Source organism: Providencia alcalifaciens DSM 30120 (assembly GCF_000173415.1).
Taxonomy (GTDB): Bacteria; Pseudomonadota; Gammaproteobacteria; order Enterobacterales; family Enterobacteriaceae; genus Providencia; species Providencia alcalifaciens.
On record NZ_ABXW01000052.1, the window covers coordinates 12394 to 37403 of the forward strand.

The window sequence follows — 25010 nt, forward strand, 5'->3', positions numbered from 1 at the left end:
GCAGCCTGCTAAATGTATTTTAAGCTTAATATATTTCAGTAATAACTTTTTTATTCGAATATATCTAACTCAATAATTTAACATATTTTCAATAGACGGTTTCTATGATTGTTTTCTCTTCATTACAAATTCGCCGAGGTGTACGTGTTCTGCTGGACAATGCAACTGCGACTATCAATCCGGGACAGAAAGTCGGATTAGTGGGTAAAAACGGCTGCGGAAAATCCACATTGCTGGCACTGCTAAAAGGTGAATTACAAGCAGAAGCAGGATCAGCAACCTTTCCAAGCAATTGGTCAATGGCATGGGTTAATCAAGAAACCCCAGCCCTTGATGTGCCTTGTATTGAGTATGTGATTGATGGCGATCGCGAATTTCGTGCCCTAGAACAAAAACTCCAGCAAGCGAATGAAAAAAATGATGGTCATGCCATTGCCGTGGTTCACGGACAGTTAGATGCCATTGATGCATGGACGATTCAATCCCGTGCGGCCAGCCTACTACATGGTTTAGGCTTTAGTCAGGCACAACTACAGTCCCCAGTAAAATCCTTTTCGGGTGGCTGGCGTATGCGCTTGAACTTAGCGCAAGCCCTATTGTGCCGTTCTGATTTATTGTTGCTCGATGAACCAACGAACCACTTAGACTTAGATGCCGTCATTTGGCTGGAAAAATGGCTTAAGAGCTACTCAGGCACACTGATCTTGATTTCCCATGATAGGGACTTCCTCGATCCTATTATCGATAAAGTGCTGCATATCGAACAAGAAACGATGTTCGAATACACGGGTAACTACTCCTCTTTCGAGCGTCAACGTGCCACTAAATTGGCACAACAACAGGCTCTGTATGAGAGCCAACAAGCCAAAGCCGCTCACTTACAAAGCTACATTGACCGCTTCAGAGTACAAGCAACGAAAGCGAAGCAAGCTCAAAGCCGTATTAAAATGCTTGAGCGTATGGAGATGGTTGCCCCTGCACATGTGGATAACCCATTCCATTTTTCATTCCGCAAACCAGAAAGCTTACCTAACCCATTATTAAAAATGGAAAAAGTCAGTGCTGGTTACGGTGAAAAAGTGGTATTAGAATCCATTAAATTGAATTTAGTCCCCGGCTCACGCATTGGTTTACTTGGGCGAAATGGTGCAGGTAAATCAACATTAATCAAAATGTTAGCGGGAGATTTACCCCCATTGCACGGTGAAATTTCCCTCGCCAAGGGCATTAAACTGGGGTATTTCGCCCAGCACCAATTAGAATATTTGCACGCTGATGAATCCCCGTTGCAGCATCTTGCCCGCTTAGCGCCAGAGCAAACAGAACAACAGTTACGTGACTATTTAGGAGGGTTTGGCTTTAAAGGCGATCAAGTGACTGATCCTAGTGGGCGATTTTCCGGTGGCGAAAAAGCTCGCCTAGTATTAGCGCTGATTGTCTGGCAACGCCCTAATTTACTGTTACTCGATGAGCCAACCAACCATTTAGACTTGGACATGCGCCAAGCACTGACTGAAGCATTAATGGCTTTCGAAGGGGCCTTAGTGGTGGTTTCCCATGATAGACACTTACTGCGTACCACAACCGACGAGCTGTATCTGGTTCATGGTGGAAAAGTCGAGCAATTTGATGGCGACCTTGAAGATTACCAACAATGGTTAGCCGAACAAAACAAAATGGAATTGCAGCAAGCACGGGAACTGCTTGATAAAGAAAAACCAGCCAGTACCTCAACCGTCACGGCACAAGATAGAAAAGACCAAAAACGCCGAGAAGCCGAGTTCCGTCAACTGACTCAACCCATCCGTAAAAAAATTACGGAATTGGAAAAGAAAATGGAAAAGTATTCGATTTCCTTGGCAGAATTAGAGGCAAAATTATCTGACGCAGCCATTTATGAGCAAGATAAAAAAGCGGAGCTCACTGACTGTTTGAAGAAACAGACAGAACAAAAATCCGCACTCGAAGACGTTGAAATGGAGTGGATGGATTTACAAGAACAGCTAGAAACCATGACCAATGAGTTTGAAGCAGGTTAATCGGTAATTTATTTCAATGAATAAGCCCTTATTAAGGTCATATTAATAAGGGCTATTTTTACAATAAGACCAAATTAGATATTCTTAATTAGTGCAAAACCTTTAAAAATTTAAATTACACATAAAAATCTTATTTATAGTTTTTTTAAAAAATAATCTGAAGATTTGAGGTGTAATTAATAGATTTAAATATTAACATATCATTAACTTCAAGCAGTTAAAACCAATCAAAGAAAGTGTAATATTAAAAATAACACTTATTCTTCAATAGATTAAAATCATAGTAAAACACTTCAGCGAGCATCTATTTTGTCACTGTAATATCCCCATTATAATGAAGCCTATCCGACAAATTAAAAAATAAAAACCTATAAAGATAAGGCATTAGCACTTATCTAGATTCTATGGTTGGTACAGCATGATTTATATAATGACAATGCTCTATGGCAGAAACACAGCAAAAAAATATTTTTGGTTTATTCTCGCATTAACACTCTTTGGTGTGTTTATTGGCGCCTGCTTTTTCTTATTACCTTTTTTTGCAGATCCCCATGAGTACATGATTTTTCTATGTATTCCAATTTTATTGGAAGCCATTCGTTCCTTTGTTTGCTCAGCATATTGCCAAGGTGCCACTCGAGGATTACGAATCAGCCGTGGGCTAGTGCTGCTGTTTATGGTCTACATTGTGTTATTTTCCAAAATACATGCTTGGGAAACCGTTCTTTCTGGCTTTATTACTGGCTTATATCTGATGGTCAGCGCTATCTGGAAAATGTCCAACAGCGTGGTTTTAAAGTTTCAGCGCTGGAAACTGATGTTTACCGTATCCATTATTGAGTTCTTACTTGGCTTATGGAATTTTATTCCATGGTCTTTTGACTATTCATCCCGCCAAGTCTATTGGGATGTCGGTACGCTGATTATGATCTTCTCCCTAGACTCATTCTTTGTGTACTATTTTGTCGTCAGTAGCCGGATATCCGATGATGTGGATCAAATAACTTTTGTACGTAATCACTCATCTTCAGACAGAGAATCCGGCACCCTACATGTTTGGACAACCACAGGGCAACTACCGTTATTTTTTAAAATTATCCAGCGCTACATTGTCTCCCGCAATTCTCAGGGGGTCATTAGTACAGGGCATGTCGCCTTTGAACTCGATGAGATTTATATCAGCCACTACCCAGAGAAAGATATTGACCGCGATACGGCGCAATTCTTACAGATATTAAAATCCACGGAAGAAAACAATGACACTGGCGTTTTTCAAATCAGTTATCTTGATGAAATGAAAATTGCGCCGCCGTCTAATTTCAAATTAACCATTGAAGGGGTCAGTAAAGAAAAACTGGATGCTTTTTGGCGTGAATACAGCAAAGACACGACCTACAATTTAACTAACCGTAATTGCTCAACCGTTGTCTCTTTAGCGCTAATAAAAAGTACTGAAGGATATTTTACTGAGAAAAAAGGCGGCTTCATGTTGCTACTTAAATTACTCTTTAGCCCTGAACTTTGGGTCATGTCCCAGCTCAGAAAACATGCAAGTATAATGACGTGGACACCGGGGATTGTTTTAGATTACTCCCGAGCCATGTCCGTTCTATTGAAAATGCGATGATGAGTAATTTACTTCCTAAAGACGAGTGGAGAACGGAGTATCGCTATAAATCCTCTATGGATTTTAACCGCGATACTTCAGAGGTTGCCATCCACAATTTTCGTTCGTTTCAATTCACAGATAAAAACGAATACATATGGGGTACCAAACATTACAACTTGTCTGATCTGCAAAGTGTCGATTTAGTACAGTCACATTGGTCTGGTAAAATGATTGCCCATGTTTTTTTGAGTTTTGGTTTTTCCAATGGAGACTATGTCTCTTTTTCCATTGAAACACGGCGAAAATCACATCAGCAATTTTCGGTTTGGAAAGGTTTTTTCTATAACTACGATATTATCTATGTGGTCGCGGATGAGCAGGATTTGATTGGTACGCGGGTTAATTTACGCAATGAGCAAGTCTATATTTATCCCTTAAATTTAGATAAACCACTTATTACTGAATTGTTTATCAATTACATGGATAAAATCAATTCATTGAAAGAAAATGATGAAAAATATCATTCTATGTGGAATAACTGCACAACCAGTATTTATAAAATCGCAAAAAAAACTTATCCAGACTTTAAATTCAATTGGAAACTTTTAGTCAGTGGCTATGCTTCACAATATTGCCATCAATTAGGCTTTATTGAAGATAACGATTATTTTAATAAACAAAAAATTCCTATCATTCCATTAGTTAACCACACATTCTCACACCAGATTAGGCGTTAATTCCGCTCATAGTAACCGGCAGAAAGACACAATAGATCCTTAGCTAATCCCTGATAAGGATCTATTTTCGGTATTAACCCCTAAATTTAATTACATTCTCACTATCGAGCTTTCACGCACATCACATGGTATTCGCCATTAATTTTTTCTGTGCCTTCCGTTTCATGCTCGAAACCCGGAAATTCGCTATCCCACGCTTGTAAACTACGCAAATAGCCAATATGTGGGCTGTCGGTTTCTCCAAAGCTTTCGCCCGATAACAACATTGGGATCCCCGGCGGGTAAGGAATAATCGAGTTCGCCGCAATACGTCCAGCCAATTTGTCTAACGGTACGGCTTCAACACGGTTAGCAACAATCTGTTGATACGCATCACGGGGGCTCATCATGACATTCGGTAACTCGGAGTAGGCTTGATTAAGCTGACTGCCAGGGTTATTACGTTGCAAATACGCAAACATTTTATTGCCCAAATCACGCAACCCCATATCACCATAAATATCAGGTGCGACTTCTACCACTTCCGGCAACACTTTTTTTAACTGAGTATTAGCATCATAGTGGCGTTTAAAAGAGAGCAATGCATTGACCAATGTTCCCCACTTACCTTTGGTGATCCCCATAGAAAACAGAAACATAATTTGAAAATCTGTGGTGCGCGTTGGCACAATACCGTAGTGATTTAGCCATGCTGTGACCAAGGCTGCGGGTACACCAGAATCCAGTAATTTACCATCATCCCCCATACCCGGCGCCAGAATACTCACTTTTATAGGGTCAAGCATCGCCCAATCAGCAGGGATATTTTTGAATCCATGCCATGTATCTTCCGGATTCATCACCCAGCAGCGTTGTTCTTTCATCAAAAGCTCAACAGGCGCGAACTCAAAATCGTAACGTTCACCTGTTGCAGGGTCCTTCACGGTTTCCTGATTCCACGGCTTGAAAAACCACTCCCCATCATTTTGAAACTCTTTGTAGAGATAACCCAGTGATTGACGGAAGTCGATGGCTTCACGAATCACTTCGTCAGTTAATGAGCGCCCACTATTTCCATCCATCATATCCGCGGCAATGTCGTTAGAAGCACAGATAGCGTACAGTGGAGAGGTAGTTGCATGCATATGATACGCTTGGTTAAAGCGATTAAAATCAATGGCATTACGCCCATTTCTGACATGAATAAACGATGCTTGCGAAAGCGCATTCAGTAATTTATGGGTCGAGTGAGTCGCAAAAATCGTTGGATCGTCATCCTTACGTTCTTCATCACGCATCGCAAAATGGTCACGGTAAATGGGATTAAATCGGGCATAGCCATACCATGCCTCATCAAAATGAATCCTATCGAGAGATTTATCCAGTAAATTCTGGACTTTGCGTGCGTTGTAGCAAACGCCATCATAAGTACAGTTTGTCACTACGCTATAGGCAGGTTTTTTGCCCAGTTTATCCTCGGTGAACGGGTTGTTAGCGATTTTTTCTTGGATAGCTTCAGGAGACATTTCGGTTGGATAAATTGGCCCAATAATGCCATAGCGGTTACGGCTTGGAACCATATAAACTGGTTTTGCTCCCGTCAAAATCAAACCTTGCTCGATGGATTTATGGCAGTTACGGTCAATAACTACGACATCCTCATCCGTCATGCATGCCTGCATAATTGTACGGTTCGAGCCTGATGTGCCCACCACCACAGAGTAAGACTGGTCTGCGCCAAAAATTCGTGCGGCATTTTTTTCGCATTCACCGAATGCGCCAGTGTGATCAAGAAGTGATCCCACGGCAACCCGCTCAATACCAATGTCCGTACGGAATAAGTTTTCACCAAAGAAATCATGATAAATACGCCCCGCTGGCGTTTTCGTAAAGCCGACTCCGCCTTGGTGCCCTGGCGCAGCCCATGAATGTTCATGCACATCACTGTATTTAATTAGGCTTTTCATTAATGGAGGGAGTAATTGAGCGCGGTAGCGAATAATTGCGGCGAGAACTCGCCCAGCAATAAAGTCGGCTGAGTCTTCTAAAATCCACGCAAACTCATCCACTTGCTCCATCATTTTTCGGTCAAAAGCCACTAAAGCTTCTTCACGATCGCTCAAGAGAAAAACAGGCACATCTTCTTGACGACGATGAAGCTGGGTAATTAGTCGATGGGCTTGCGCTTGCTCTTCCTTATCAGACATATCTCGCCCATAAAGCAAGCAGTCAATACTGGTATTTGAGCGGATATAGGCAAGACCATCCTCGAAATCACGAATAATGACCGTTTCTACATGCTCGTCATTCAGTTCACTTGCCAGCCGTGCTACCGCATGGCTGATCACAGAATCTTCATCTGTTAGCTCGGTATAAACGATCAACGCCCTCATGGACTCTCCCTCAATTAATTATTTTAAGCGAAATAATATCTCCTTTAGTCTTAACGCAGATAAAGTTATTTTGCAAAGTTATCGAGGCATTAATCGTTATTCATCAAGTTTATTTATCATCACTTTTGCATTCATCACCAAGGCTTTCGCTTTATCTTCCCGTTTTTGTAGCAATGCCATGAACAACAAATCGGTAAGGGTATTTTGTGCCGTTCTTGAAGAGATAGAAGAGCTCCGCCATTCATTCTCTTCCGCCACGCTTTCCAACATATAATCCGACATTTGCGCTAGAGGAGAATCTTTCGAGCGCGTAATCGCAATAACACAAGCCCCATTTTGATGTCCAATATTGGCGGCAGTGAGCATATCTTTACGCTTTCCAGAAAAGGAAATGACAATTTGTACATCTTGTGGTGTTAACGTTAATGCCGCGGCAATTTGAACATGGTGATCAGGCTCCACCAGTGTCGTAATTCCAATCTTCTGGAGCTTATAGCTTAAATCTTTCGCAGTGAGACCTGAGCCTCCAATCCCGACAATTTGCACACGCTGCGCACTGTCTATGCGCTGAATGATTTTTTCAAACTGTTTAAAATCAAGGCGTTTAGTTGTTTCGGTGATGGAATAATTTTTCTCTAATGCCAGCTTCTGGGCGACCACCATCAAGCTATCCGTTTGAGTAATTCGGTTATGCAACGCACTATGGGGTTCTCCTATATCGAGCTGCTGGCGACCAATAATTTCACTCAATGCCAGTTTCAGCGCGGGATACCCCTTTACGCCTAACTTTTGACTAAACTTCACAATAGCGGATTGACTGATTCCAAGCTGTTCTGCCAATTGCGAAGAGGACAGTTTCAGCACTTTTTCAGGACTTTCTAAGATAAATTGCGCAATTTTACGTTGATTTTCCGCGAGTCGTGGTAATAGGTACGTGATGGTATCAAGTAACGTCATAATAGCCCTCAAGAAGGTAAACCTTTATCTACAGAATAAATTTACAAATAAATTATTCCTGCAATAAAAACTCAATGCTTGAAAATTAATTATTTAAATTCAAATAATTATTATTTTATCGAGTAATAAGCAACCAAGATTATTCGCTTATTTTGGCAAGAGAGAATAGATTGCACCGTGATAGCCATCACATCAAAGGAATAAATAATTCCATAGCATACCCCTCATGATACGTTTAAGGAGTTATTACTATGTCGATTGATTTAAGCAAGATGGTCACGGAAAGTCGCAATGAAGCCAGCACCCACATTGACCAATTGTCTACCCTTGAAATGCTTCAAGTGATTAACAATGAAGATAAAAAAGTCCCTTTGGCTGTGGAAAAAACCTTACCGCAAATTGCACAATTGGTCGATAAGGTTGCCGATGCCTTCCAACGTGGTGGTCGCTTAATCTATTCCGGTGCGGGCACATCAGGACGCTTAGGGATCCTCGATGCCAGTGAATGTCCTCCTACCTATGGAACCCCACATGAACAAGTGATTGGGCTGATTGCCGGTGGTCACCAAGCCATCTTTCGTGCCGTTGAAAATGCAGAAGACAAACCCGAACTCGGTGAACAGGATTTAAAAAATATCAATTTTAATCAAAACGATGTTCTCGTTGGGATCGCGGCGAGTGGGCGTACTCCCTATGTACTGGGAGCCATGAAATACGCTCGCGCCTTAGGTGCTACCGTCGCGGCGATTAGCTGTAACCCTGACAGCCCTGTCTCTCAAGCCGCCGACATTGCCATTACCCCTATTGTTGGCGCTGAAGTTGTCACAGGCTCTTCACGAATGAAAGCAGGAACGGCTCAAAAACTCATTCTAAATATGATCACCACCGGAGCGATGATCCGCATCGGCAAGGTGTTTGGTAACTTGATGGTCGATGTCGAAGCGACGAATGCCAAACTTATCGAACGCCAAACCAAGATTGTGATGGAAGCAACTGAATGTGACCGCCAGACCGCAGAATCTGCATTACAACAATGTGATAGACACTGTAAGACAGCGATTTTGATGATTTTATCGGGTTTAAATGCCGATGAAGCTCGTCAATTACTCGCTAAAAACCATGGCTTTATTCGCACTGCCCTCAACATCGCAAAATCCGTCTAATCAACGGATATTTATGAGAGAAACAGTATGGCTAAAATAACCAATGAAATGATACAGCAGATCCTGCAACACGTAGGTGGCGGTCGTAATATCAAGCAATGCGGCAACTGCATGACCCGCTTGCGACTCACATTACATGATGACCAATTCGTGGATAAAGCGGCAATCAAACAAATTGCGGGTGTACTTGGTGTGATTGAAAGTGATGACCAACTACAAGTTGTTCTTGGTCCTGGTAAAGCTCAAGCAGCCGCAGATCTGATGAAGCAGATGCTAGAGAGCGGCGAAGCCGATGATCTTCACGATGCGTCGGCGACGCAAGATCTGACAGAGATCGCCTCTGCGAATAAACAGCAACTTAAGAAGAAACAAACCAGTGCAGTCCATCGGTTTTTATCTAAGTTCGCGACCATTTTTACCCCATTAATTCCAGGCTTTATCGGCGCAGGTCTGTTAATGGGATTAGCGTCATTGCTAACATTATTGTCAGCAAACCAAAATTTATTCCCTGCGGATTCAACTCAGCTGGAGCATCTAAAAAGCTTAATTGCCTATATGAGCGTGTTTGGTAAAGGTCTATTCACCTTTATGGGACTGCTAATCGGTTATAATGCACAAAAAGCCTTTGGCGGAAGTGGTGTGAACGGGGCGATTATCGCAGCACTGTTTATTTTAGGCTACGATCCGGCTGCCACTAAAGGCTTCTATTCTGGTATGACAGACTTCTTTGGTTGGTATATCGACCCTAGAGGTAACATTATCGGTATCCTGATTGCCTGTATTTTCGGTGCTTGGGTCGAAAAACAAGTTCGTAAAATTATTCCTGCAAGCTTAGATATTATTTTAACCTCGACCATTACACTGCTCATCGTTGGGGCTGCTACCTTTGTTTTCATCATGCCTATCGGCGTATGGCTCTTCGAAGGAATGTCTTGGCTGTTCATGCACTTAAATGGCAACCCGATAGGAACCGCGGTATTAGCAGGCTTGTTCTTAATTGCGGTCATGTTCGGTGTCCACCAAGGTTTTATTCCTGTGTATGTGGCATTAGTCGAAGCCCAAGGCTTTAACTCACTATTTCCAATCTTAGCAATGGCTGGAGCGGGCCAAGTCGGCGCAGCATTAGCCTTGTATGTAAAAGCGAAAAAAGGCTCCGTGACGCGTAGCCAAATTGGTGGAGCGTTATTCCCAGGCTTCTTAGGAATCGGTGAACCATTGATCTATGGTGTCACACTACCGCGAGTAAAACCGTTTGTGACAGCCTGTTTAGGTGGTGCTGCCGGTGGGTTCTTTATTGGTGCCGTAGCCTGGATGGGTTTACCTGTTGGTTTAAATACGGTGTTCGGACCTTCCGGATTAATTGCGATTCCACTGATGACCTCTGACCAAGGCGTGCTTCCAGCCATGGCTGTGTATGCTGGCGGTGTCTTAGTTTCGTATCTGTGTGGATTCATTTTCACCTACCTGTTTGGTAGTAAAAATGTCGATTTAGATTAGATGATGATTTGAATTGAACGATAAAAAAGGCACTTAACGTGCCTTTTTTATTTATTGGAAATGGATTACTCCAGCCAAATTAATGGCACACAAGCGGCAGTTAATATCCCCATGACCAAATTGAAAATAAACCATGCACGTCGGCTACGTAAGAAGACACCAATCAAAGAACCAAATCCCATCCAGATCAAGCCTGCCGTTAAGTTCACCGCCACAAAAGCGATGCTCATCAAGATAATGGATTGAGTAAATAGCTCTCCAGGCAGACTAAAACTGCCTACTGCGCCTAATCCCATCATCCAGGCTTTCGGATTTAAGAACTGCAATAACCCGCCTTGGAACCAGGTTACACTTTTAGAGGCTTTGCTATCTGTTTTCAACGGCTCATAGCTAGCAGTCGCTGTTTTCCATGCCAACCATAATAAATAAATGCTACCAACGATTTTCAGCACGATATGAATTGCTGGATATAATAGTAAGAGTGCAGCAACGCCGAATGCAGACAAATAAAGAATTGACTGCATTCCAAGCATTATTCCTAATAATAATCCGATACTACGACGGAATCCGTAGTTAGCGGCACAAGAGGTCAGCAACATATTGTTAGGGCCTGGCGTGACTGCGGCAATGAATAAAAACGTAAAAAGCGAAAAAATTAGCCCCAGAGTCATTTATACTATGTTCCTCAACCTAAATATGTTTACTTGCATCACAGAAAAATAACAGTATGTTATGTGACTCTCAAGCGTTCCCACTAAATAAAAAATAAGGCCATGTCAGAAAATTTCCGCCCTATGAGTTGGGCAAAAAATCCACACCTCCAAACCTTATTACCAAGGATCTTTCGGCGTACCCCGAAAATTGTCCCCACATGGCAGCGATTAGAATTGCCTGATGGTGATTTTATCGATCTTGCATGGAGCGAAAACCCAGAACAAGCAAGTAAAAAGCCTCGTTTAGTGATTTTTCACGGATTGGAAGGAAATTTTAAAAGCCCTTATGCTCATGGGATGTTAGAAAGCGCCCAAAAGCAAGGGTGGCTAGGCGTAATTATGCATTTTAGAGGGTGTAGCGGAGAACCTAATCGCCAAAAACGTATTTATCATTCCGGTGAAACCAGCGATGCTCGCTATTTTTTACATTGGTTGAAACAAACCTGGGGGGATGCTCCAACTGCAGCAGTCGGTTACTCTCTTGGCGGTAATATGTTAGCCTGCTATTTAGCAGAGAATGGTGAGAATGCCGAATTGGATGCGGGTGTTGTTGTCTCTGCACCACTCATGCTAGAAGCCTGTTCCATCAAAATGGAAAAAGGTATTTCTCAACTATATCAGCGCTACCTACTTAACGGGTTAAAACGCAATGCAACGCGCAAGTTGGTACGCTACCCCGGCTCGCTTCCGCTTAATTTATTGCAACTTAAGCAGCTTAAACGTATTCGCGAATTTGATGATGTCATTACTGCGCGCATCCACGGCTTTGATGATGCGGCGGATTATTATCAAAAATGCAGTGCGCTACCTAAATTATCACAGATTACAAAACCCACACTGATAATCCACGCCAAAGATGACCCATTTATGGCGCCAGAAGTGGTACCAGATTTAAGTCATTTACCTGCAAATATTGAATACCAAATGACGGAACATGGTGGGCATGTTGGATTTGTCGGTGGCAGTTTTAGAAAGCCGCAAATGTGGTTGGAAACACGTATTCCGTTGTGGTTAACATCGTATTTGAATGAGCAAAAATCATGATTATTCCGTGGAAAGATCTCGCGCCTGAAACTCTAGAAAATCTCATCGAAAGTTATGTTTTACGCGAAGGCACCGATTATGGCACCCATGAGAAAAGCTTGCAGGATAAAGTGAATGACGTGAAACGGCAGTTAGTTTCTGGCGAAATTGTGCTAGTCTGGTCTGAGTTACATGAATCGGTAAATTTCATGCCTAATAACCAGTTTCGCCCGTAGCGCTGTTTCTCAAAAATAGTGGTCATGGCGTAAAACAGGGAGTCCACTATGTCAAAGAAGCATCCGATTATTGCAGTGACGGGTTCGAGTGGCGCAGGAACAACCTCAACGAGCCAAGCATTTCGTAAGATATTCCATCAATTAAATATCCGCCCTGCGACCCTTGAAGGGGATAGTTTTCATCGCTATACCCGCCCTGAAATGGATATGGCTATCCGTAAAGCCCGCGAACAAGGACGCCATATTAGTTATTTCGGTCCTGAAGCCAATGATTTTTCTCTACTTGAACAAACCTTAATTGACTACGCGACAACCGGTTATGGGCAGTCTCGTAAATACCTCCATACCTACGATGAAGCCGTGCCTTATGGGTTACAACCCGGTACTTTTACGCCGTGGGAGCCACTGCCATCCAATACCGACGTGTTATTCTATGAAGGGTTACATGGTGGTATTGTCACGCCAGAACACGATGTGGCACAACATGTTGATTTGCTGGTCGGCGTTGTACCTATCGTCAACCTTGAATGGATTCAAAAGCTTATTCGTGACACCACCGAACGGGGGCATTCTCGGGAAGCCGTGATGGATTCCGTAGTCCGTTCAATGGGGGATTATATTAACTATATTACGCCACAATTCTCCCGTACCCATATTAACTTCCAGCGCGTTCCGACGGTTGATACCTCGAACCCTTTTTCGGCAAAAGCGATTCCCTCACAGGACGAAAGTTTTATTGTGATTCGTTTCAGGGGATTAGAGCAGATTGATTTTCCCTATTTATTATCCATGCTAAATGGTTCGTTTATTTCAGCAATGAATACCATTGTGGTGCCAGGAGGGAAATTAGGTCTCGCAATGGAGCTGATTATGATGCCATTAGTGGAAAAACTCATGAAACAGCGTAATGAATAACGCGGTATTCTACTAAAATAAATTAATGATAAGATGCTTATCTTTACTATAGATAAGCATCTGAATATAAAACACGATTATACGTTTTTAATTTCGAAGCTATGAGTCACATTCACCGTTTTTTCTAACATGATTGCGACGGAGCAATATTTTTCCGCAGAGAGTTGGACGGCGCGTTCAACGACTTTGTCGGTTAATTCACGACCAGTGACAATAAAATGTAAATTGATATCAGTGAAGTAGCAAGGCGCTTCTTCGCGGCGCTGTGACGTTAATTTCACCTCACAATCAAGAATATCCTGACGACCTTTTTGAATGATGGAAACAACGTCAATCGCACTACATCCACCCGCCGCCATTAAAACCATCTCCATTGGGCTGGGCGCTTTATCCCCTGCATTACCATCCATCATAATTTGGTGACCTGATGCTGACTCACCTAAAAAAGAGAGTCCTTCTACCCACTTTACGCGTGCTTCCATTTTTATTCCTCTCAAAAAATAGTGATGTTTATCGCCTCATTGTTCCATATATCTAGACAATGTTATATCAGCATTATTAGGCTGAAGCGATACAGGGAAGACATTCGACATTGGATATGATACAAACAATGCTTAGTTGATAGGATTAAGATCAAAACTCAACGTTTCAATTGATTATATTATACAATTGATATTAATTTGCATTGGTCCATAGCAGCATTAATAATAGGCATCAATGTGACTTAATATGCTAAGCTAGACACTTTAAAGTCAGCCTTTCCCTACTTTTCGAAAGGTTGCAATAACATACAGAGGATAACGCTAATGGTTCTCGGCAAGCCACAAACAGACCCTACTCTTGAATGGTTTTTGTCACACTGCCATATTCATAAGTATCCATCCAAGAGCACTCTGATCCATCAGGGTGAAAAAGCAGAAACCCTTTACTACATTGTTAAAGGTTCAGTGGCTGTTTTAATCAAAGATGAAGAAGGCAAAGAAATGATTCTCTCTTATTTAAATCAGGGAGACTTCATTGGCGAACTTGGGTTATTTGAAGAAGGACAGGAACGTACTGCATGGGTTCGCGCAAAAGTTGCTTGCGAAGTCGCTGAAATTTCCTATAAGAAATTCCGTCAGCTGATTCAAGTCAACCCAGATATCCTGATGCGTCTTTCTGCGCAAATGGCGAATCGCTTGCAAACCACTTCCGAAAAAGTAGGTAACCTTGCATTCTTAGACGTTACTGGTCGTATTGCTCAAACATTGTTAAATTTAGCAAAACAACCTGATGCGATGACTCACCCTGATGGCATGCAAATTAAAATTACCCGTCAGGAAATTGGTCAAATCGTCGGTTGTTCCCGTGAAACAGTGGGTCGTATTTTAAAAATGCTAGAAGACCAAAATTTAATCTCCGCGCATGGTAAAACAATTGTTGTCTACGGCACACGATAATTTATTTTTCCGTCTAGCTTATTAGCTGGACTCTGAATAAAAAGGGTTTGTATCAGTGATATAAACCCTTTTTTATACATGTCAGTAATATAACCTTTTCGCCTGAACAAAAAATAACCGCGTTTTTTGATATTATAGAAAACATTCTTCTATATAGAATACTGAATAGTTAACCAATAATTATTTAGGATTTCATTCATGAGACACATTAATAATCTAAGCCATGCAGAGTCTCTTCAGCATTTAGAGAAATACCAAAAACGCTGTATTAACACTTTCTTGAAAAAGCAGGCTTTTTTCGAACATTTAGATGCGGCAAATCGCTCAACAACAAAATGCCCCGCATTAGCGAAAAAGCCGCTGGAAAAAGTCAACAATTTGCCTCAAACACGTTTTGTATCTTCATTGAGTATTGGTCGTTTAGTTCCTAATAGCCAACCTACCCAGCATGTTTCTAAGCCGAAGGTAGCGGTTATGTTTGGTACTCATTCAAACAAAAACATTGATACCCATTCAATTGAATTTAATAAGAGCTTCGCATTCTTTAAGAATCTTACGAACAAATAGCATTCCAAATTTTTGCCATATGTAGCACCTTAATGAATATGCCACACTTTTGCCTAACCGCTATTTGTTAGGCTTTTTTTATCAATTAGCTAATTATCTAAAGTCGTTTTTTTATATTGCAAGTACATATTACTGAATAAACTAGCCTCATTTTTACATTATCAAGGTGAGGTATCATATGCCCATTTCATTCCCAAAAATTCGATGTGACACCAGTTCCGCACTCAAACTCTATATCCAAAAAACCAACCAAGGTTCATTAAGTTCTGAGACTAAAATTTCATTAATTGCCAATCAAATTGCTAAAATAAAAAGTCGTCATGATTTTTTTAATTTAAAAAATCATGAAACAGAATTAAAAGACCAAAACACCACTCACGATTTTATTATGACCACAATGGATGATGCATCATGGGATGATGAAGCATTTGAATCTTGTGAACAGTTGCCTGCTTGGAAACAAGAAATTTATGATGATTTTGCATCAAATAAATTTAAAAAATGGGATAAACAAACTAAACCATTAATCCATAATCATTACGATGGCACGGTATTTGCTCAATATTTTAATGCTAAAGAAGAACAGCATGAAAATAGCCCCTCCCTCACGCGAACACCGTCAGACACAACCACACCACAAATATCCCAGCCTCCAGCCATTGCATTATCTCGAAAATTAAAAACAGTGAAACAAGAAAAGAAACAGATTAATACAACAGTAAAACCAGCGGTCTTCCGTTCAGATGGCACTCTGGTAAGCGTCAAACAACAATTAGCATCCAGTGACCGACTATCTAAGCATAAATCGTCGAATTTAACGCCGGTAAACTTAACAAAAAATAGTCAGAAAGAACACGTTACCCGACATACACCAAAATCGACGATCAAACCTGTTCGTAATGTGATATCAAAAACAACACACACCAGAATGAATTCAGCCAGTGAAAAAACTCGAGCGTCAACATCATTCAATCCGATATTAGAAGAGAGAAATGTTCCAAATGAATTTTCTTATAAAAAACCGGAAAGCCCAGCAATACAGGAGACAAAATCTACGCCCCAAACGATAAAAACGAAGAAAATTAATGGCAATTTGATCGGACTTTACACATCAGGAAGTACAGTCAAGTCGACAACTGACATGACGAAAAATAGGAGCACTGAAAATCAGCCAATAAAGAAAAATATCTCGCCGACAAAAACCTTCAACTCTCGATTAGAACAAGAAAAATCAATTAATCGATTACAAAATCATCGAACTCAACAACCCATAATGCCGCAGTCACAAGATGAATTTGTTATGAATATCAACAAAGAAATGGTAAGAAATGCACAGCAAATAGAAGCATTGAAGACCGATATTGCCGTGAAAAAACAGAAAGCAGAAATTATCAAACAGAGAATTTCCGCCCGAAAATAAGTCTAAAGCTCAAAGAGGTATCACTCTCTTTGAGCTTTGAGTTAATTATTCATCTAATAGCTTTTCTATTGCTGCCGTCAGTTTCGCCATCCCACTGTTAATCTCTTCCTCAGAAATAATCAGTGATGGTGTGAAGCGCAACACGTTGGCTCCTGCACTGAGCATCATCAAGCCTTCTGCTGCACTGGCTTGTAACACATCTTTCGAGCGATTCAGTAATTTACCTTTGAGCTCTGCACCAATTAATAAGCCCATTCCACGAATTTCAGCAAAAATTCCATATTGATCATTTAGCTTATTTAGGTGTGCGATAAATAACTCACGGCGTTTTGCAACACCATCAAGCACTTCATCTGTATTGATAATATCGAATGCTGCATTACCGACTGCACATGCCAATGGATTTCCACCGTATGTCGTGCCGTGAGAACCTACTTCCATCGTTTGTGCAATATCTTCAGTGGTGATCATCGCACTGATTGGAAAGCCGCCACCGAGCGCTTTGGCAGTGGTTAAAATATCAGGTGTCACATCGTAATGCATATAAGAGAATAGCTTCCCTGTACGCCCCATACCGCTTTGTACTTCATCAAAAATAAGCAATGCATTATTTTCATCGCAAAGTTGACGTACTCCTTGCAGGAATTCTAGAGTGGCAGGTGTCACCCCTCCTTCTCCTTGAACGGGTTCCAGCACGACTGCACACGTGTTTTCATCGATGACCGCTTTGACGGCATCAAGGTCATTAAAAGGCACATGAATAATATCTGCAGGCTTTGGACCAAAACCATCTGCATATTTTGCTTGCCCACCAACTGACACCGTAAATAATGTTCTGCCATGGAAAGCTTGCTTAAATGCAATGATCTTCGTTTTATATGGGCTATATTTGGTGATGGCATATCGACGCGCTAGCTTAAACGCGGCTTCATTTGCTTCAGAACCTGAATTAACAAAAAACGCGCGGTCTGCAAACGTTGCTTTCGTTAATTTTTGAGCCAGTTTTAGCGCCTGTTCATTCGTAAAAACATTACTCACGTGCCACAGTTTTTCGCTTTGGTCACGCACGGCCGCAACTAGACTCGGATGACAATGACCTAGCGCTAAAACCGCAATCCCGCCTGCAAAATCAATATATTCTTTACCTTGCTGATCCCAAACGCGGCTCCCTTCGCCTTTAACTGGAATAAATTCAGCTGGCGAAAAAATAGGTAGCATAACCTGATCGAAAGTTTGCCGATTGACTGCTTGTTGTTCTGACATACCCCTCACCTGCTCTTTATCGAATGCTTAAGTGAAAATATAAGCATCAAATATGAATAAAAAATCAATAAAGAGCAAGAGGAAAGGGTAAAATATGCATAATTAATTTTGCTAGCCGGAAAATATAGTGACTAGTATTTGAGGAAGTTACTCAACAGCTCATGACCTTGTTCGCTGAGAATACTTTCGGGATGGAATTGAACCCCTTCTATTGGCAGGGTTTTGTGGCGGATCCCCATAATTTCATCAATATCCCCGTTATTCAATGACCAAGCAGAAACATCAAAAGAAGCAGGAAGTGTTTCAGCCGCAATCACAAGAGAATGGTAGCGGGTCACAGTTAAAGGTCGGTTAAGCCCTTTAAATACCCCCTGATGGTTATGATGGATAGACGAAGTTTTGCCGTGCATCACTTCACGCGCCTTTACAACAGATGCGCCAAATGCTTGACCAATCGCTTGATGACCTAAGCAAATACCCAAAATAGGTACTTTGCCCGCAAAATATTTTATCGCTTCCAGAGAAATCCCCGCCTCATCTGGCGTACAAGGACCGGGTGAAATGACCAAATGGGTTGGAGCCAATTGTTCAATTTCTTCAATGGTAATTTCGTCATTACGTTTCACCAGCACTTCAGCCCCTAGTTCGCAAAAGTATTGGTATAAGTTGTATGTAAATGAATCGTAATTATCAATAAGTAAAAGCATAGTAGCCTATCCGACTGATTTTTATCATTATAAGTTTTTTGTTTATGCATAATTTATAGCGGTTAGCAATCAGAGCGCCACCCAAAATCCATAAATTTACACAAAGGGCGGCTATCATAGCACAGCCAAGACAGGAAAATAGCCTATTTAAGTCAAGTAATCTATTTTCAATATAAAAATTTCCATATAAAAATCATGGAATTATATTCACAGAGATATAACAATTTCATAATTGGACAAGAAATGCTTTAAATACAATAAAGTAAAATCACAACGGTCAGATGGGTAAAATCAGAAGATACGGTTAACCCACGAAAAAATCATGCATTCGCAAGCTAGGAAATAAGAAAAAATGCAAAGAAAGGGGTTTTAAACGAAATAAAGAGGATGATTAACGAAAACCATCCTCTTCATGAGAAAGATATTAAGGCTTTTTAATCACTTCAGCAGAAATAATCGTGATTGGTTCAACAGGAACATTTTGGTATGGTCCGACATTCTCTGTTTTGACTTTCGAAATTTTATCCGCGACATCCATTCCTTTAACCACTTTGCCAAATACGGCATAGCCAAAATCACGCTGTCCGTGATCTAAGAATGCGTTATCAGCAACATTAATAAAGAATTGGCTTGTTGCACTGTCTTTATTTGCACTACGCGCCATCGCAATGGTTCCACGTAAATTACGTAACCCATTATCAGCTTCGTTAGCAATTGGTGCACGAGTTTGTTTTTGCTGCAATTCTTTATTAAAACCGCCGCCTTGGATCATAAAGCCGGGAATCACACGGTGGAAAGTGGTGCCGTTGTAATAACCTTCATTAACATATTGCAGGAAGTTTTCAGTACTAACAGGGGCTTTTTTACTATTTAGCTCTAATTCAATATTACCTGCTGACGTCACTAATTTAACGTAAGTTTCACCAGCTGCTAATGCAAGAGAAGTTGTGCTCATCGCACAGACTGCCAATAATGGCACAAAAATTCGTTTCAACATTCAAGATCCCTTTTGTTAATACCCAAAAACATATTAATGCCCAATTCTAGAGCGAAGCGGGGGTAATTGCTAAAGATTTACCTATATTTACGCCGAATAGTTAAATTTCGCTAAATATAATTAATTGTAGGACATTTAAATGAGAAAGCTTTCGCATAATGTCATTCTCAAATAGATATAGCATCAAATATCCCCCTTTTGTTGTTTGTATGCTATTCAGTCGCTATAATCCCCCAGCCTTTTGAGGCTACTCAGGGAGAACCACCAATGGCAATTAAAAACCACAACTATCACATGACAAAATTTGTCATCAGTGCCCCCGATATCCGTCATCTGCCAAAAGATACGGGCATTGAGGTGGCGTTTGCTGGCCGATCTAACGCGGGCAAATCCAGTGCATTAAATGCATTAACACAGCAAAAAAGCTTAGCGCGTACCAGTAAAACACCGGGAAGAACTCAGCTTATCAACCTATTTGAAGTTGAAGAGGGCATTCGCCTAGTTGACCTCCCGGGCTACGGTTATGCCGAAGTGCCTGAAGACATGAAGCGCAAATGGCAGCAAGCTCTCGGTGAATATTTACAAAAAAGAGAATGTATCAAAGGGTTAGTAATTTTGATGGATATCCGTCATCCACTGAAAGACCTTGATATGCAAATGATCGAATGGTCAGTTGCGATGAACATTCCCGTCCTCGTTCTACTCACCAAAGCTGACAAACTGGCTTCTGGCGCGAGAAAGAAACAATTAATGGAAGTTCGCCAAGCATTAGCACCTCTTGAAGCTGAAGGCGATATTGAAGTGGAATATTTCTCGGCACTGAAAAAGATAGGTATTGATAAGTTACGTATCAAACTCGATAGCTGGTACAGTACTTCCGCAGAATAATCTTTTCGTTCCTTGTACGCCAATCGCGGCGTACAACGGTCTATGCCGTTAGCGCATCAGAATTTATGCAAAAAAAATGCTCCAGTCAAAAACTTGACTGGAGCAGCTAATATTCAGCTAAATCCGATTACGTGAAGTAAAAGGTCTGAAAGATAGAACATCTTACCTCTGTACCCTACGCCTGATAATGTACTTTATTTTTCGCTCGAAAAAAAGGCTTTTTGTAGTTTTTTTTCAAAGCTTACTACGATTCAGCCCCGAGAATCGTCTAAAAACTCGCATAAAACGTATTTTTACTACATATTTATGAGATCTAAGTCGCATAATTATCCCTTACGTCATTTCGCTGATAGTTTTAAAATTCAGTGTTTTACCGACGAATTAACTGCAATTTAAAGAGAATAAAATGGCGGAAAGATTAACGCATGTTCCACTGATAAAAAAACACCCCAAACATTGTCTCCAACCTTTGGGGTGCCTTACATTATCTTTTGCTTTTAAAACCCAGACTAACCAATATTCTGAATAGCCCACCGTTTTATTAAACATTTTTCTATTTTTATTTCTTTCCCAATCAATACTCTAAATAGTTCGCGGCTGTAGGTAGGCGGCAAACGAGGATATCCCTAGGAGCATACACAAGTATGTGACTAGGGTGGCCGAGTGCCCCCCCTACAGCCTGAAATATGATGAGTAAACGAGTATTAGTGGGCTTCGTCCCAGTTTGAGCCCACACCCACCTCTACTTTGAGGGGAACATCCAACGTCATACTCTGTTCCATCAACTCCTGCACTTTTGCTTGTACTTTTTCTAGCTCGGATTCTTTGACTTCAAAAACCAATTCATCGTGTACTTGCATTAGCATGTCCGCACTTGGTTTTTCTGTTTCAAGCCAATTATCCACGGCTATCATCGCCTTTTTGATAATATCGGCTGCGGTACCTTGCATTGGTGCATTGATTGCTTCTCGCTCTGCCGCTTTACGACGCATACCGTTGCTCGACTTGATGTCTGCGAGATACAATCTACGCCCTTCTAATGTCTCGACATAGCCGCGTTCTGACGCTTGCAAACGCGTATTTTCCATATAACGCAATACGCCCGGGTAACGCTCAAAATAGAGATCCATATAACGCTGTGCTTCTCCGCGAGGGATCCCTAACTGACGCGCCAGTCCAAATGCGCTCATACCATAAATCAAGCCAAAGTTAATCGCTTTTGCACTACGACGTTGGTCGCTGGTCACTTCCTCTAATGGAACACCGAAGACCTCCGCAGCTGTTGCTCTATGAATATCTTTCCCTTGCGCAAAAGCGGTCAGTAAGCCTTTATCTTGGGAAAGATGCGCCATGATACGCAATTCAATTTGTGAATAGTCCGCAGCCATGACCTTATAACCATCACGAGCCACAAACGCTTGGCGGATACGACGACCTTCTTCGGTACGCACTGGAATGTTTTGTAAGTTCGGGTCACGTGAAGATAAACGTCCCGTCGCAGTCACAGCTTGGTGATAGGACGTATGCACACGCTGCGTTCTTGGGTTAATCATTAGTGGTAGTTTATCGGTATAAGTCGATTTGAGTTTCGCTAAGCTACGGTGTTCTAACAATAATTTTGGTAGTGCATGGTTTAAGGCTAGCTCTTCAAGCACTTCTTCATTGGTTGAAGCTGCGCCACTTGGCGTTTTCTTAATAACAGGCAATTGCAGCTTTTCGAACAAAATCGTCTGTAGCTGTTTTGGCGATGCCAAATTAAACTCTTCACCTGCCAAGTCGAATGCTTGTTTTTCCAATTCAGCTAAACGCGCCGTAATGACTTGAGATTGAGCCGTCAATACAGCGGCATCAATCAGAACACCTTTACGCTCCATCCGCACCAACACAGGGACGAGTGGCATCTCAATATTCTGGAAAACATGGGCTAATTTTGGTTCAGACTCCAGTTGAGGATATAACGCTTGATGTAATAGCAACGTCACATCAGCATCTTCGGCAGCATAATTCGCCGCTTGCTCTAATGGAATTTGATTAAAGGTTAATTGCTTTTTACCTTTACCCGCAATCTCTTCAAAACTCACGGTTTTGTGGTTGAGATGACGATCGGCGAGGCTGTCCATATCATGGCGTCCCATACCCGCCACACTGTTCAACACATACGATTCCAGCATCGTATCAAACGCGATGCCTTTTAGTTCAATATCGTAATTTAGCAGGACTTCGGCATCATATTTTAAATTTTGACCGATTTTGCCAATCTTCTCATTCTCCAAGATAGGCTTCATAACTGCGATCACCTCGTCCAACGATAGCTGGGCAGGGGCATCAAGATAATCGTGCCCGACAGGTAAATACGCCGCGCGACCTGCTTCGATAGCAAAAGACATTCCCACTAAGCGAGCTTCTTGAGTATCTAAGCTGTCGGTTTCAGTATCAAAGGCAAACAACGTCGATTCGCTCAGTTTTTTTACCCAACGGTCTAACTGTGCTTTGTCTAAAATCGTTTCATAATTTTCAGCACTCAGCGTCGGTACTGCTGGCTTAGCTTTTGCTGCTGGCTGGCTTTCTGGAGCACGATAACTTTCAGCGGCTTTTGCAGATTTTGCACCTTTGCCGTCCATCCAAGTCCCATTTTCAACATCTGCTAGCCAACGTTTGAATTCATAACGGCTAAATAATGCATGCAGTTTATCCGCATCGAGCTCCGCAACTTTTAACTCTTCGCAAGGCTTATCAAGTTCAACATCGGTTTTGATAGTGGCTAACTGGTAGGATAAAAACGCTAATTCGCGGTTATCTTCCATTTTAGGCGCAAGGGTTTTAGAACCACGGAAACCTAATGGAGCAATAGCCTCTAAATTTTTATAGATATCTTCTAAGCTACCAATACCTTGTAACAACGCGAGTGCGGTTTTTTCGCCAACGCCTGGGACCCCCGGAATATTATCCGATGAATCACCCATTAGCGCGAGGAAGTCGATAATTAAACTTGGTGGAACGCCGTATTTTGCTTCCACTTCTTCAGGTCCTAAAATGGTGTTGGTCATAGTATTAATTAGCGTGATATTTGGCTCGACTAATTGCGCCATATCTTTATCACCTGTACTGATTAACACCGGCATACCCTTGCTGCTCGCTTCACGCGCTAACGTACCAATCACGTCATCTGCTTCCACTCCGGGGATCACCAACAGAGGAAGTCCCATCGCAGCAACCATTTCATGTAATGGCTCAATTTGCGCGCGTAAATCATCTGGCATCGGCGGACGATGGGATTTGTAGCTTTCAAACAATTCATCACGGAACGTTTTTCCCTTGGCATCAAAGACAACAGCCACATGACTTGGGGTGTATTGCATGATTAGGCTACGTAGCATATTCAACACGCCATACATCGCTCCGGTTGGTTCACCAGCGCTGTTGGTCAATGGAGGGAATGCATGATAAGCACGGTACAGGTAGGAAGAGCCATCTACCAAAATAAGGGGATTTTCAGCAATCTGAGCCATAATCTGTCATCATCTTGTTTATCGGGAATGAATGGGGAATAGGATGCCACATTGTGGCTTCAGATACACCTTGAGATTCAAATTCCCACACAGTTATCGTTTTTTATACTGGCGAACATCCTGTGGATAACTTTGTGAGTAAAATTTGGTTATCTAACGGATTCAATAAGTAAGAGAATTGCAACAAGAAAACAAGAAAATAAAATCAATGAGTTAGCGACTAGAGGTTTGATGTATCACAAATCAGGGGGGATAGTCGAATTGTGGATATTGATAACGGACAATCAGTAAATAAAAAGATAGCGGCAAGTTACCGCTATCTTCTTGGATTATTTTTTATTGACTAAGAAGTTCACAACTTTTGAGTACTCTTTAGCATAGTCATCTGCGTTATCCACAGAAATACCATTATTACGGATTTGGTACTTACCATCGACGAATAACGCTGGCACGCCGCGCAGTTTTAAATCTTGCGCTGCATTTTGCTGTTTCGCGACTAACGATTTCACAACAAAGCTATTCAGTGCTGCATCATATTCTTCGCCAGTCACACCCGCTTTAATAAACGCATTACGGATATCTGCTGGGGTATTGATAGTTTGCGTTTTTTGAACGCCTTCAAACAGAATTGGGGTTACTTTATCTTCGACTTTCAACACCATCGCGACTGCCCATGCTTGAGTCAGCTGAGCACCTAAAGGACCTAAGAAATCAACATGATAACGTGCTTTAGTCACGCCTTCTGGCAGGTTTTTCTCAACGGTCTGTGGTACTTTATATATGCTTTCAAACTGATAACAGTGTGGACAATAAAATGAGAAAAACTCTAGTACTTGCGGTAAATCCTGTACCGGAGGTTTAACATCAGAGTACTCTTTACCTTCTGAATAATTTGCTGCTGCGGCACCAAAAGACATGGCAATACCAATCAAAGCCAACATGATTTTTTTCATAGAAAA

At 41.6% G+C, this 25010-nt stretch carries 22 protein-coding genes; 12 read left to right on the top strand and 10 right to left on the bottom strand.

All coding sequences use genetic code 11. The features are described 5' to 3' along the window. The first annotated feature begins 104 nt into the window (after positions 1-104). The 3 genes from PROVALCAL_RS11980 (at position 105) to PROVALCAL_RS11990 (ending at position 4385) form a co-directional block, all read left to right on the top strand. Positions 105-2039 carry an ABC transporter ATP-binding protein gene (locus tag PROVALCAL_RS11980; protein WP_006659537.1) on the top strand — a complete coding sequence of 645 codons (1935 nt, stop codon included), beginning with the start codon at positions 105-107 and terminating at the stop codon, positions 2037-2039. Positions 2040-2469: 430 nt separating this feature from the next. Beyond that, positions 2470-3666: a peptidase gene (locus PROVALCAL_RS11985; protein ID WP_226890336.1), complete on the top strand. Its 1197-nt coding sequence runs from the start codon at positions 2470-2472 to the stop codon at positions 3664-3666. After that, positions 3663-4385 (top strand): Lnb N-terminal periplasmic domain-containing protein, encoded by a 723-nt coding sequence (locus tag PROVALCAL_RS11990; RefSeq protein WP_006659539.1) that lies wholly within the window; start codon positions 3663-3665, stop codon positions 4383-4385. The genes PROVALCAL_RS11985 and PROVALCAL_RS11990 overlap by 4 nt, the downstream gene beginning before the upstream one ends. Positions 4386-4486: 101 nt before the next feature. Here PROVALCAL_RS11990 and adiA read toward each other — a convergent pair whose 3' ends face one another. Both adiA and PROVALCAL_RS12000 read right to left on the bottom strand, forming a co-directional pair. Then, the gene (gene adiA / locus PROVALCAL_RS11995; protein ID WP_006659540.1) at positions 4487-6757 is read right to left on the bottom strand and encodes an arginine decarboxylase; all 2271 of its coding nucleotides are present in this window, start codon (positions 6755-6757) and stop codon (positions 4487-4489) included. A 96-nt stretch (positions 6758-6853) separates the two neighbouring features. Continuing rightward, positions 6854-7714: a MurR/RpiR family transcriptional regulator gene (locus PROVALCAL_RS12000; protein ID WP_006659541.1), complete on the bottom strand. Its 861-nt coding sequence runs from the start codon at positions 7712-7714 to the stop codon at positions 6854-6856. 251 nt (positions 7715-7965) lie between these two features. On the opposite strand from PROVALCAL_RS12000, the gene murQ reads away from it, so the two are divergent. Both murQ and murP read left to right on the top strand, forming a co-directional pair. Then, positions 7966-8877: an N-acetylmuramic acid 6-phosphate etherase gene (murQ, locus tag PROVALCAL_RS12005; protein WP_006659542.1), complete on the top strand. Its 912-nt coding sequence runs from the start codon at positions 7966-7968 to the stop codon at positions 8875-8877. Between the two features lie 27 nt (positions 8878-8904). Then, entirely contained in the window at positions 8905-10374 is a 1470-nt protein-coding gene (gene murP / locus PROVALCAL_RS12010) for a PTS N-acetylmuramic acid transporter subunit IIBC (protein ID WP_006659543.1), read from the top strand. A 65-nt stretch (positions 10375-10439) separates the two neighbouring features. On the opposite strand, the gene PROVALCAL_RS12015 is transcribed toward murP, so the two are convergent. Beyond that, positions 10440-11045, bottom strand: a complete 606-nt coding sequence (locus PROVALCAL_RS12015; protein WP_006659544.1) for a LysE family translocator — start codon at positions 11043-11045, stop codon at positions 10440-10442. A gap of 102 nt (positions 11046-11147) precedes the next feature. On the opposite strand from PROVALCAL_RS12015, the gene PROVALCAL_RS12020 reads away from it, so the two are divergent. Genes PROVALCAL_RS12020 through PROVALCAL_RS12030 form a run of 3 tightly spaced genes read left to right on the top strand, consistent with a single transcriptional unit; the run spans position 11148 to position 13261 of the window. Continuing rightward, entirely contained in the window at positions 11148-12131 is a 984-nt protein-coding gene (locus tag PROVALCAL_RS12020; protein ID WP_006663029.1) for a hydrolase, read from the top strand. Beyond that, positions 12128-12346, top strand: coding sequence for a YheU family protein (locus PROVALCAL_RS12025; RefSeq protein ID WP_006659547.1), 219 nt, complete (start codon positions 12128-12130; stop codon positions 12344-12346). The genes PROVALCAL_RS12020 and PROVALCAL_RS12025 overlap by 4 nt, the downstream gene beginning before the upstream one ends. A gap of 48 nt (positions 12347-12394) precedes the next feature. Continuing rightward, positions 12395-13261 carry a phosphoribulokinase gene (locus PROVALCAL_RS12030; RefSeq protein ID WP_006659548.1) on the top strand — a complete coding sequence of 289 codons (867 nt, stop codon included), beginning with the start codon at positions 12395-12397 and terminating at the stop codon, positions 13259-13261. Positions 13262-13338: 77 nt separating this feature from the next. Here PROVALCAL_RS12030 and PROVALCAL_RS12035 read toward each other — a convergent pair whose 3' ends face one another. Next, the gene (locus PROVALCAL_RS12035; protein ID WP_006659549.1) at positions 13339-13743 is read right to left on the bottom strand and encodes an OsmC family protein; all 405 of its coding nucleotides are present in this window, start codon (positions 13741-13743) and stop codon (positions 13339-13341) included. Positions 13744-14067: 324 nt separating this feature from the next. Between PROVALCAL_RS12035 and crp the strand changes: the two genes are divergently transcribed. The 3 genes from crp (at position 14068) to PROVALCAL_RS12050 (ending at position 16687) form a co-directional block, all read left to right on the top strand. Continuing rightward, positions 14068-14700 carry a cAMP-activated global transcriptional regulator CRP gene (gene crp, locus PROVALCAL_RS12040; protein WP_006659550.1) on the top strand — a complete coding sequence of 211 codons (633 nt, stop codon included), beginning with the start codon at positions 14068-14070 and terminating at the stop codon, positions 14698-14700. A 198-nt stretch (positions 14701-14898) separates the two neighbouring features. Beyond that, complete coding sequence (locus PROVALCAL_RS12045) at positions 14899-15267, top strand: hypothetical protein (RefSeq protein ID WP_006659551.1); 369 nt, start codon at positions 14899-14901, stop codon at positions 15265-15267. 178 nt (positions 15268-15445) lie between these two features. After that, positions 15446-16687, top strand: coding sequence for a hypothetical protein (locus tag PROVALCAL_RS12050; RefSeq protein ID WP_006659552.1), 1242 nt, complete (start codon positions 15446-15448; stop codon positions 16685-16687). A gap of 45 nt (positions 16688-16732) precedes the next feature. Here PROVALCAL_RS12050 and PROVALCAL_RS12055 read toward each other — a convergent pair whose 3' ends face one another. The 3 genes from PROVALCAL_RS12055 to ppiA all read right to left on the bottom strand — a co-directional run bounded on the left by PROVALCAL_RS12055 (position 16733) and on the right by ppiA (position 19654). Continuing rightward, the gene (locus PROVALCAL_RS12055; protein WP_006659553.1) at positions 16733-17950 is read right to left on the bottom strand and encodes an aspartate aminotransferase family protein; all 1218 of its coding nucleotides are present in this window, start codon (positions 17948-17950) and stop codon (positions 16733-16735) included. 131 nt (positions 17951-18081) lie between these two features. After that, a complete protein-coding gene (locus PROVALCAL_RS12060; protein ID WP_006659554.1) occupies positions 18082-18657 on the bottom strand; it encodes an aminodeoxychorismate synthase component II in 576 nt (191 codons plus the stop codon). Positions 18658-19081: 424 nt separating this feature from the next. Next, positions 19082-19654, bottom strand: a complete 573-nt coding sequence (ppiA, locus tag PROVALCAL_RS12065; RefSeq protein ID WP_006659555.1) for a peptidylprolyl isomerase A — start codon at positions 19652-19654, stop codon at positions 19082-19084. 267 nt (positions 19655-19921) lie between these two features. Between ppiA and yihA the strand changes: the two genes are divergently transcribed. Continuing rightward, positions 19922-20542, top strand: a complete 621-nt coding sequence (yihA, locus tag PROVALCAL_RS12070; protein ID WP_006659556.1) for a ribosome biogenesis GTP-binding protein YihA/YsxC — start codon at positions 19922-19924, stop codon at positions 20540-20542. Between the two features lie 113 nt (positions 20543-20655). Here yihA and spfP read toward each other — a convergent pair whose 3' ends face one another. The 3 genes from spfP to dsbA all read right to left on the bottom strand — a co-directional run bounded on the left by spfP (position 20656) and on the right by dsbA (position 25004). Further along, entirely contained in the window at positions 20656-20703 is a 48-nt protein-coding gene (gene spfP / locus PROVALCAL_RS20345) for a small protein SpfP (RefSeq protein ID WP_438361642.1), read from the bottom strand. A gap of 543 nt (positions 20704-21246) precedes the next feature. Next, positions 21247-24051, bottom strand: coding sequence for a DNA polymerase I (polA, locus tag PROVALCAL_RS12075; RefSeq protein WP_006659557.1), 2805 nt, complete (start codon positions 24049-24051; stop codon positions 21247-21249). 329 nt (positions 24052-24380) lie between these two features. Further along, positions 24381-25004 carry a thiol:disulfide interchange protein DsbA gene (dsbA, locus tag PROVALCAL_RS12080; protein ID WP_006663036.1) on the bottom strand — a complete coding sequence of 208 codons (624 nt, stop codon included), beginning with the start codon at positions 25002-25004 and terminating at the stop codon, positions 24381-24383. Between the last annotated feature and the right edge of the window lie 6 nt (positions 25005-25010).

Coding starts and splice junctions, on each gene's coding strand:
- polA (WP_006659557.1), bottom strand. CDS start 24,051: ATGGCTCAGATTGCTGAAAATCCCCTTATTTTGGTAGATGGCTCTTCC.
- PROVALCAL_RS12015 (WP_006659544.1), bottom strand. CDS start 11,045: ATGACTCTGGGGCTAATTTTTTCGCTTTTTACGTTTTTATTCATTGCC.
- PROVALCAL_RS11980 (WP_006659537.1), top strand. CDS start 105: ATGATTGTTTTCTCTTCATTACAAATTCGCCGAGGTGTACGTGTTCTG.
- PROVALCAL_RS12020 (WP_006663029.1), top strand. CDS start 11,148: ATGTCAGAAAATTTCCGCCCTATGAGTTGGGCAAAAAATCCACACCTC.
- adiA (WP_006659540.1), bottom strand. CDS start 6,757: ATGAGGGCGTTGATCGTTTATACCGAGCTAACAGATGAAGATTCTGTG.
- PROVALCAL_RS12035 (WP_006659549.1), bottom strand. CDS start 13,743: ATGGAAGCACGCGTAAAGTGGGTAGAAGGACTCTCTTTTTTAGGTGAG.
- dsbA (WP_006663036.1), bottom strand. CDS start 25,004: ATGAAAAAAATCATGTTGGCTTTGATTGGTATTGCCATGTCTTTTGGT.
- PROVALCAL_RS12030 (WP_006659548.1), top strand. CDS start 12,395: ATGTCAAAGAAGCATCCGATTATTGCAGTGACGGGTTCGAGTGGCGCA.
- crp (WP_006659550.1), top strand. CDS start 14,068: ATGGTTCTCGGCAAGCCACAAACAGACCCTACTCTTGAATGGTTTTTG.
- ppiA (WP_006659555.1), bottom strand. CDS start 19,654: ATGTTGAAACGAATTTTTGTGCCATTATTGGCAGTCTGTGCGATGAGC.
- PROVALCAL_RS11990 (WP_006659539.1), top strand. CDS start 3,663: ATGATGAGTAATTTACTTCCTAAAGACGAGTGGAGAACGGAGTATCGC.
- PROVALCAL_RS11985 (WP_226890336.1), top strand. CDS start 2,470: ATGACAATGCTCTATGGCAGAAACACAGCAAAAAAATATTTTTGGTTT.
- PROVALCAL_RS12025 (WP_006659547.1), top strand. CDS start 12,128: ATGATTATTCCGTGGAAAGATCTCGCGCCTGAAACTCTAGAAAATCTC.
- murQ (WP_006659542.1), top strand. CDS start 7,966: ATGTCGATTGATTTAAGCAAGATGGTCACGGAAAGTCGCAATGAAGCC.
- murP (WP_006659543.1), top strand. CDS start 8,905: ATGGCTAAAATAACCAATGAAATGATACAGCAGATCCTGCAACACGTA.
- PROVALCAL_RS12000 (WP_006659541.1), bottom strand. CDS start 7,714: ATGACGTTACTTGATACCATCACGTACCTATTACCACGACTCGCGGAA.
- PROVALCAL_RS12055 (WP_006659553.1), bottom strand. CDS start 17,950: ATGTCAGAACAACAAGCAGTCAATCGGCAAACTTTCGATCAGGTTATG.
- PROVALCAL_RS12050 (WP_006659552.1), top strand. CDS start 15,446: ATGCCCATTTCATTCCCAAAAATTCGATGTGACACCAGTTCCGCACTC.
- PROVALCAL_RS12060 (WP_006659554.1), bottom strand. CDS start 18,657: ATGCTTTTACTTATTGATAATTACGATTCATTTACATACAACTTATAC.
- PROVALCAL_RS12045 (WP_006659551.1), top strand. CDS start 14,899: ATGAGACACATTAATAATCTAAGCCATGCAGAGTCTCTTCAGCATTTA.
- yihA (WP_006659556.1), top strand. CDS start 19,922: ATGGCAATTAAAAACCACAACTATCACATGACAAAATTTGTCATCAGT.